This window comes from Desulfovibrio sp. X2 (assembly GCF_000422205.1).
Taxonomy (GTDB): domain Bacteria; phylum Desulfobacterota; class Desulfovibrionia; order Desulfovibrionales; family Desulfovibrionaceae; genus Alkalidesulfovibrio.
Genome location: NZ_ATHV01000044.1, coordinates 140992 through 149648, shown reverse-complemented (window position 1 = coordinate 149648; position 8657 = coordinate 140992). Strand labels below are relative to the sequence as shown.

The 8657-nt window shown below is 67.4% G+C and carries 3 protein-coding genes; 1 reads left to right on the top strand and 2 read right to left on the bottom strand.

Going from position 1 to position 8657, the window contains the following annotated elements; translation table 11 throughout:
- Positions 1-231: 231 nt before the first annotated feature.
- Together DSX2_RS12905 and DSX2_RS12900 are read right to left on the bottom strand one after the other, a co-directional pair.
- Positions 232-1659, bottom strand: a complete 1428-nt coding sequence (locus DSX2_RS12905; protein WP_020881265.1) for a sigma-54 dependent transcriptional regulator — start codon at positions 1657-1659, stop codon at positions 232-234.
- A gap of 3 nt (positions 1660-1662) precedes the next feature.
- A complete protein-coding gene (locus tag DSX2_RS12900) occupies positions 1663-4413 on the bottom strand; it encodes an ATP-binding protein (protein WP_020881264.1) in 2751 nt (916 codons plus the stop codon).
- A gap of 550 nt (positions 4414-4963) precedes the next feature.
- Here DSX2_RS12900 and nifJ point away from each other — a divergent pair.
- Positions 4964-8587, top strand: a complete 3624-nt coding sequence (nifJ, locus tag DSX2_RS12895; protein WP_020881263.1) for a pyruvate:ferredoxin (flavodoxin) oxidoreductase — start codon at positions 4964-4966, stop codon at positions 8585-8587.
- Positions 8588-8657: the final 70 nt, after the last annotated feature.

Below are 8657 nucleotides of genomic sequence, written 5' to 3'. Positions count from 1 at the left end.
CCACGCCCAGGTCGCCCGTGTTCATGGGCCCTGCGTGCCGCGTGCGAAGCGGGTCCAGGCTCAGCCTGGCGCGGGAGGGTCCAGGGAGGGGCGCGCAGCCCCTCCCTGGCCGCCGGAGGCATTCTGTCTTCGGCTGTCTTCTAGATATGTCCGGGCGAGATGCCTGCCTCTTCAATACGCGAGGATTCGGAGTCTTCGCGGCGACGCCGCAGATGGCGTTTTTTCAGCGGCCTAAAGATGTCCGGGAGAGATGCCTGCCTTCTTCAGCAGGGCATAGAGGTGGGACTTGGAGACGCCGGAGCGTTCGATCATGGCGTCGACGTCGCCGTTGGTCTCGCGGGCGAGGGCTTTGAGGTAGCGGCGTTCCATCTCGTCCTTGAAGACGCGCAGCGGCAGGGAGGTGTCCACCGCGCCCGGCCGGGCGCCGAAGCCGTTGTCGTCGCGCGGCAGGGCCTGTCCGGCCTCGCCGTGTCGGCCCTTGGCGATGTTGGCGCGGGCCAGGGCCACGCGCACCTCCTGGGGCAGGTGGCGGGCGTAGAGGATCTCGGTGCCGCCCGCGGCGTGGAAGGCGGTCTCGAGCACGGCGAAAAGCTCGCGCACGTTGCCGGGCCAGGGGTAGGCGGCCAGAGCCTGGAAGAATTCGGGATCGTAGCGCTTGGCGGGCAGGGAGTTCTGCTCGCACAGGGCGGAGATCTTGTACATGGTCAGCAGCTTCACGTCCGCGGTGCGTTCGCGCAGGGGGGGCAGGCTGATGACGAAGGTCTTGAGGCGGAAGTAGAGGTCCTGGCGGAAGGCGCCTTCCTCGACCATGGCTTCGAGGTCGCGGTTGGTGGCGGCGATGAGGCGGAAGTCGCTGGCCTCCTCGCGCATGCCGCCCACGGGGCGGAAGCGGCGTTCCTGGAGCACGCGCAGGAAGGACTTCTGCAGGGCCAGGGACATCTCGCCGACCTCGTCGAGGAAGAGGGTGCCGGTGTTGGCCAGGGCCACGAGGCCGGTGCGGTCGGCGCTGGCGCCGGTGAAGGAGCCTTTCTTGTGGCCGAAGAGGGCGCTCTCCACGAGGTTTTCGGTGAGCGAGGCGCAGTCGATGACCACGAAGGGGCCATCCTTGCGCTCGGAGTTGGCGTGGATGGTGCGGGCGAAGAGTTCCTTGCCGGTGCCGGTCTCGCCGGTGATGAGCACGGAGGCGTTGGTGTGGGCGGCACGGGCGATCTCCTCGTAGCAGCTCTTCATGCGCTGCGAGAGTCCGACCACGCCTTCGAGGTCGACCTCCACGGGCGGCTGGGCGGCCATCTTCTCCTGGCGGTAGAGCAGGGCGCGTTCGAGGGAGAGCATGGTGTCGCGGATGGGGGTGGGCTTGACGAGGTAGTCCCAGACGCCTTCCTGGATGGCGAGCTCGGCGCCGTCCGGGTCTCCCTGGCCGGTGAGGATGATGACCTCGGGCGCGCCGGGCAGGGATTTTATGCGCGGCAGGGCGTCCAGGCCGTTGCCGTCGGGCAGGCTGATGTCCAGGAAGACCACGTCCACGCCGCCGTGCTCCACCTCGGCCAGGCCGAGGGCCAGGGTCGGGGCGACCAGGGCGGTGTGGTGCATGCGCTCGATGATGCGGCGCATGGTTTCGAGGATGCGTTCGTCGTCGTCTATGACCAGGATGTTCGCCATGCGTCACTTCCGTTCGGCGGCCGGGGCCGGGCCGTCCAGTACCTGCCCCAGGGCGCGGGAGAGATCCGAGGCATTGTACGGTTTGGGGAGCACGAGCCGGATGGAGGGCGCGCGCACCGCGGCGTCCACCGCTCCGCGGCGGCCGGAGACCATGACCACGGGCAGTCCGGGCGCGATCTGGGCCAGGTTGCGGGCGAACTCCACGCCGTCCACCTCGGGCATGTCGTAGTCGGTGATGACCACGTCGAAGGGCCGCTCGGTGCGGGCCAGGGCGTCCAGGGCCTCGTGGGCGTCGCGCGCGGGGGTCACGGCGTAGCCGAGGCGTTCCAGCGCCTTGGGCACGGTCATGAGCTGGTCCGGGTTGTCCTCGACGAAGAGCACGTGCTCGGTGCCGGGCCTGGGGGAGGAGGGCGCGTCCTCGTCTTCTCCGGGCGCGCTCATGCAGGCGGCGATGCAGGGCAGCCAGACCTCGAAGCGCGCGCCCTCGCCCGGCGGGCTCGAGAGGATGACGGCGCCCTTGTGCGCGGCGATGATGCCCTGGACCACGGCCAGGCCGAGGCCGGTGCCTTCGCCCTTGCCCTTGGTGGTGAAGAAGGGGTCGAAGATCTTGTCGCGGATGGAGGCCGGGATGCCGGGGCCGGTGTCGCCGACCGCGAGCATGAGGTAGTCGCCCGGGGGCAGGCTCGGGGCCTCGGGGTGGATCTGCGCCAGGTGGTGGTGGGCGAGCCCCACGGAGAGGATGCCGCCCGTCTCGCGCATGGCCTGGAAGGCGTTGGTGCACAGGTTCATGACCACCTGGTGGATCTGGGTGGGGTTGGCGAGGCTGGTGGCGTGGCCCGGCTCGATCTCCTCGGAGAGGCGGATGTTGCCCGGCAGGGAGGCGCGCAGGAGGTTCAGGGCCTCGCGCACGGCCTGGGCGATGTCCACGGGGCGGAAGCCCTCGCGCGAGGGGCGCGAGTAGGTGTGCATCTGCGAGACGAGGCGCGAGCCGCGCTGCGCGGCGCGGAGCGAGCGGGCGATGTCGCGGGTGGCTTCGGTGTCCTTGGGCAGGTCGAGGAGGGCGAGCTCCGCGGAGTTGATGATGGTGGTCAGGATGTTGTTGAAGTCGTGGGCGATGCCCGAGACGAAGGTGCCGAGCGCCTCCATCTTCTGCGACTGGATGAGCTGGCGCTCGAGGCTCAGGCGGCCGGAGATGTCCTCGGCCGTGGAGAGCACGCCCACGACCTGGCCCTTGTGGTCGCTCAGGGGGACCTTGGAGACCTTGAGCACGGCCACGGAGCCGTCGGCGCGCTCGAGCTCCCAGGTCATGCGCGCCGGGCCCTGGCCCGAGACGAGCACTCCCTGGTCCGCGTCGTCGCCGCGCTGGGCGTGCTCGTCGAGGTCGATGAGGTCGCGGTTGGTGAGGCCGATGACCTGGGTCACGTCGCCCAGGCCGAAGAAGTCGACGAAGGACTTGTTGGCCCCCATGTAGCGGCCCTTGGTGTCCTTCCAGTAGACGAGCTGGGGTATGGTGTCGAGGAGGAGCTGCATGAAGGTCAGCTGCTCCTTGACCTGGGTCTCGGCGCGGCGGCGCTTGGCGTTGATCAGGATGAGCTGCACGAGGATGGCGCTCATGATCATGAGCGAGGCGATGATGGTCCAGAAGACGGGCTTCTGCAGCTCGTAGAAGGGCGCGGGCTCGTTGATGAAGACGCTGCCCGCGGGCAGCAGGCGCGTGGGGATGCCCAGGCGCTTGAGCACCAGCCAGTCGAAGATGTACTCGTCCTGCGGCTCGGTGTTGATGGGGATGTTCCTGGGGTTCGCGCCGTTCAGGATGTCGATGACCGTGCGCGCGGCGGCCTCGCCGTGGCGCACGCCGGAGAGCAGCTTGCCGCCCACGATGCCGTGGCCGAGCATGAACATCCAGGCGCTGTACACGGGTCCCTTGAAGCGGCGGGAGACGAAGGCGGTGATCTCCTCGGTGGAGTAGGAGTAGCCCTGCTCGTCCATGTAGAAGGGCACGAGGAAGATGATGGCGTCGTCGCCCACGGCGGCGGCCTTCCTGCCTATCTCGGCCATGCTGTGCACGATCTCGAAGTCGAAGTCGAAGCGCTTCTCGAAGGCGGGCATGGCCTGGCGGAACTGGGCCATGATGGCCTTGGAGGTCACGGCCTCGTCCGAGATGACCACGCAGCGCCTGCGCGTGGGGTGCAGCCGCGCGGCCAGGGCGAGGTTGGCGGCGATGTCCGGGTTCTCCACTAGTCCGGTGAAGGGCAGCCCCTTGATGCGATCGGGCTTGAAGTCGTTCACGCCGCAGAAGACCACGGGCACGCCCGGGAAGAGCTTGGGCTGCTGCTCGATCATGAAGTCGTAGGCGTCGTTGTCCGAGACGATGATGGCGTCGAGGTGGGTCTTGGCGAACTTGGCGGCCAGGAGCTTGGCCAGGAGCATGGCCTTGTCCGGGCCGGGGTGCTTCTTGGCGTCCAGGTACTCGACCTGCAGGTCGATGTCGTAGGGCGCCTTGTCGAGCCCCAGGCGCACGCCCTCGAGGATGTGATCCGACCAGGAATAGCCGTTCTGGTAGCTGTTCAGGTAGAGGACCTGGCGCTTGGGCGTGGACAGGTAGCGCTCCTCGTCCGCATCGCTGAACCCTGCCTGCCCGGGCCGCTGCGCGATGGCGTGCTCGGCGGCGTGGACGGGGTGCAGCGGCCGGGATGCGGCCAGGGCCGCCAGACAGACGACCAGGAGACAGAGAGCGCGCGAAAACAGTTTCATCGTCTTGGCGTATACCACTTTTCCCAGGTTTTTCCGACCGATCAGGGCCTGGATACCGGACGCGGGGAAAAATGCAAGCGGCCCCCCGTCTGCATCCCCGGTCCGGCGCGGGGGGGCCGTCTTCCGGTCCGCTTTCCGGCATTCCGGAAAAGCGGTCCTGTTTTACGGAATTTAAGAATGCTTTTTATTTTGGCAAGATATGCCGACTCCGCGTTCCTGGCCCCTCTCGACCGATCAACACGAGAGCGCCGTATTTTCTTGACAATACAGCGATAAGTCCGGTTTAAACTAAGGTAAGCCCGCTTCTCCATTTTTTCTCCGCTATTCCGGAATCGGACACCCTGCGGCCCCTCCTCCTGCGGCCCACTCTCCTGTTGAAAGCCCGTGATAATTCTGTAACCTAGCGGACCAGTGCCATGGCATGTTTCTTGTTTAAGCTTTGACCGGATCACTTCGCGCGCGTGGCGGGCGCGTGCCGGACGCGAGCCGGCCGAAGTTCGAACCAATCCTGGCCGGGGATCCCCCCGGCCGACTCGGAAGGAGAACACTGATGTCTAAGAAGAAGATGACAGTCGACGGAAACACCGCGACCGCCTACGTGGCCTACGCCCTGAGCGAGACCACGGCCATCTACCCCATCACCCCGTCCTCGACGATGGGCGAGGTGTGCGACGACTGGGCAGCCCAGAAGCGCAAGAACGCCTGGGGCGAAGTCCTGGCCGTGCGCGAGATGCAGTCCGAGGCCGGCGCCGCCGGCGCCGTGCACGGCTCCCTCGCCGCCGGCGCCCTGACCTCGACGTTCACCGCGTCGCAGGGCCTGCTGCTGATGATTCCCAACATGTACAAGATTTCCGGCGAGCTGCTGCCCGGCGTGTTCCACGTCTCGGCCCGCGCCATCGCCGCGCACGCCCTGTCGATCTTCGGTGATCACCAGGACATCTACGCGACGCGCCAGACCGGCTTCGCCATGCTGGCCTCCAACTCCGTCCAGGAAGCCCACGACATGGCCCTGGTCGCCCACCTCGCGGCCATCGAGACCAGCGTGCCCTTCCTGCACTTCTTCGACGGCTTCCGGACCTCGCACGAGATCCAGAAGATCGAGGTCCTGCCCTACGAGGACATGCTCGGCCTGGTGAACCAGGAGGCCCTGGCCCGCTACCGCGCCCGCGCCATGAACCCCGAGCATCCGAACATCCGCGGCACCGCGCAGAACCCCGACGTCTACTTCCAGGGCCGTGAGGCCTCCAACCCGTACTACCTGAATGTCCCGGCCGTGGTCTCCTCCTACATGGAGAAGGTCGCCGCCCTGACCGGCCGCCACTACAAGCTCTTCGACTACGTGGGCCACGCCGAGGCGGACCGCGTGATCATCTGCATGGGCAGCGGCTGCGAGGCCATCGAGGAGGTCGTGAACCACCTCCAGGCCAAGGGCGAGAAGATCGGCCTGATCAAGGTCCACCTCTACCGTCCCTTCAGCGCCGAGGCCCTGTTCTCGGTCCTGCCGGCCACGGCCAAGACCGTCACCGTGCTCGACCGCACCAAGGAGCCGGGCTCGCTCGGCGATCCGCTCTACCTCGACGTCTGCGCCGCGGCCGTCGAGCGCGGCCTCTCCGGCGTGAAGTTCCTGGCCGGCCGCTACGGCCTGGGCTCCAAGGAGTTCACCCCGGCCATGGTCAAGGCCGTGTACGACAACATGTCCGCGGCCGCTCCCAAGAACCACTTCACCGTGGGCATCGAGGACGACGTCACCGGCACCTCCCTGCCCGTGGACGCCTCCTTCCCGGACACCACCCCGGCCGGCACCATCCAGTGCATGTTCTGGGGCCTGGGCGCCGACGGCACCGTGGGCGCGAACAAGCAGGCCATCAAGATCATCGGCGAGGCCACCGACCTCTACGTGCAGGCGTACTTCGCCTACGACTCCAAGAAGTCCGGCGGCATCACCATCTCCCACCTGCGCTTCGGCAAGGCCCCGATCCAGTCCACCTACCTGGTGACCAGCGCCGACTACGTGGCCTGCCACAACCCGGCCTACGTGACCGCCTACGACCTGCTCGAGGGCATCAAGGACGGCGGCACCTTCGTGCTCAACTCCCCCTGGTCCCTGGCCGAGATGGAAGAGCACCTGCCCGGCGCCATGAAGCGCCAGATCGCCGCCAAGAAGCTCAAGTTCTACACCATCGACGCGGTCAAGATCGCCCAGGAAGTGGGCCTCGGCGGCCGCATCAACATGATCATGCAGACCGCCTTCTTCAAGCAGGCGGGCGTCATTCCCTTCGAGCAGGCCGTGGCCATGCTCAAGGACTCCATCAAGAAGGCCTACGGCAAGAAGGGCGAGAAGATCGTCTCCATGAACGTGGCCGCCGTGGACAAGGCCATCGAGGCCCTCGAGCCCGTGGCCTACCCCGAGTCCTGGGCCACCGCCGCCGACACGGCCGCGCCCGTGCGCAACGAGCCGGAGTTCGTCTCCAAGGTCATGCGTCCCATGCTGGCCCAGCAGGGCGACAAGCTGCCCGTCTCGGCCTTCTCCGTGGACGGCACCATGCCCTCGGGCACCACGCAGTACGAGAAGCGCGGCGTGGCCATCAAGGTCCCCGAGTGGATCAAGGAAAACTGCATCCAGTGCAACCAGTGCGCCTTCGTCTGCCCGCACTCCGCGCTCCTGGCGGTCCTCGGCACTGACGCCGAGCTCAAGGGCGCCCCGGCGGCCTTCGAGACCGTCGAGGCCAAGGGCAAGGAGCTGAAGGGCATGAAGTACCGCATGCAGGTCGACACCCTCGACTGCATGGGCTGCGGCAACTGCGCCGACATCTGCCCGGCCAAGGACAAGGCCCTGGTCATGAAGCCCCTGGCCAGCCAGACCGACGCCCAGGTGCCCAACTACGACTTCGCCGTCTCCGTGCCCCTGAAGGACTCCCTGCTCTCCCGCTCCACGGTCAAGGGCAGCCAGTTCCAGAAGCCGCTCATGGAGTTCTCCGGCGCCTGCGCGGGCTGCGGCGAGACGCCGTACGTGCGCGTCCTGACCCAGCTCTTCGGCGAGCGCATGATGGTCGCCAACGCCACGGGCTGCTCCTCCATCTGGGGCGCCTCGGCTCCGGCCATCCCCTACACCGTGAACAAGGACGGCCACGGCCCGGCCTGGGGCAACTCGCTCTTCGAGGACGCGGCCGAGTTCGGCTTCGGCATGGCCATGGGCACCCGCCAGCGCCGCGAGAAGCTGGCCCTGCGCATGCAGGAGGCCATCGCCGCGGGCGTCTCCGACGAGCTCAAGGAGGCCATGCTGGCCTGGATCAACGGCAAGGACTACGCCGACGCCTCCAAGGCCGCCGGAGACAAGCTGAAGGCCCTGCTGCCCGCCGAGACCTCCCCGATCTGCAAGGAGATCGCCGCCCAGGCCGACCTCCTCACCAAGAAGTCCGTGTGGATCTTCGGCGGTGACGGCTGGGCCTACGACATCGGCTACGGCGGCGTGGACCACGTCCTCGCCTCGGGCGAGGACGTGAACATCCTCGTCATGGACACCGAGGTCTACTCCAACACCGGCGGCCAGTCCTCCAAGGCCACCCCGACCGGCGCGGTGGCGAAGTTCGCCGCCTCCGGCAAGCAGGTGCGCAAGAAGGACCTGGCCCGCATGGCCATGACCTACGGCTACGTCTACGTGGCCTCCGTGGGCATGGGCGCCAACAAGAACCAGCTGCTCAAGGCCTTTGCCGAGGCCGAGAGCTACAAGGGCCCGTCCCTGATCATCGCGTACGCCCCGTGCATCAACCAGGGCATCCGCAAGGGCATGGGCAAGACCCAGGAAGAGACCAAGCTGGCCGTGGATTCCGGCTACTGGCCGCTCTTCCGCTACGATCCGCGCCGCGCGGGCAAGGGCGAGAACCCCCTGGTGATCGACTCCAAGGCCCCGGACGGCACGGTCAAGGACTTCCTCTCCGGTGAGAACCGCTTCGCCATGCTGGAGAAGTCGGCCCCCGAGGAGGCCAAGATCCTGCGTCAGGCCATCGAGAACGAGGTCAACGAACGTTGGCGCATCCTGAATCTGATGGCAGATCAGAACCCCTACACCGCGGAAGAGGTCGCCCCGCTTCCGCAGTGCGTGCTGTCCGATACGGCCGAGCATGTTCGCCCCACCGCCGGGGGCGAGCCCTGCGACGCCGGCCTCGGCGGCTAATACAGGGGGGAATCGGCCGGGGTCGCAAGGCCCCGGCCGCATTCCTCGAAAGACCGGTTTCAGGGACAGA

Excerpts from the sequence above, each read along its gene's own strand:
- DSX2_RS12905 (WP_020881265.1), bottom strand. The coding sequence starts at position 1,659 with ATGGCGAACATCCTGGTCATAGACGACGACGAACGCATCCTCGAAACC.
- DSX2_RS12900 (WP_020881264.1), bottom strand. The coding sequence starts at position 4,413 with ATGAAACTGTTTTCGCGCGCTCTCTGTCTCCTGGTCGTCTGTCTGGCG.
- nifJ (WP_020881263.1), top strand. The coding sequence starts at position 4,964 with ATGTCTAAGAAGAAGATGACAGTCGACGGAAACACCGCGACCGCCTAC.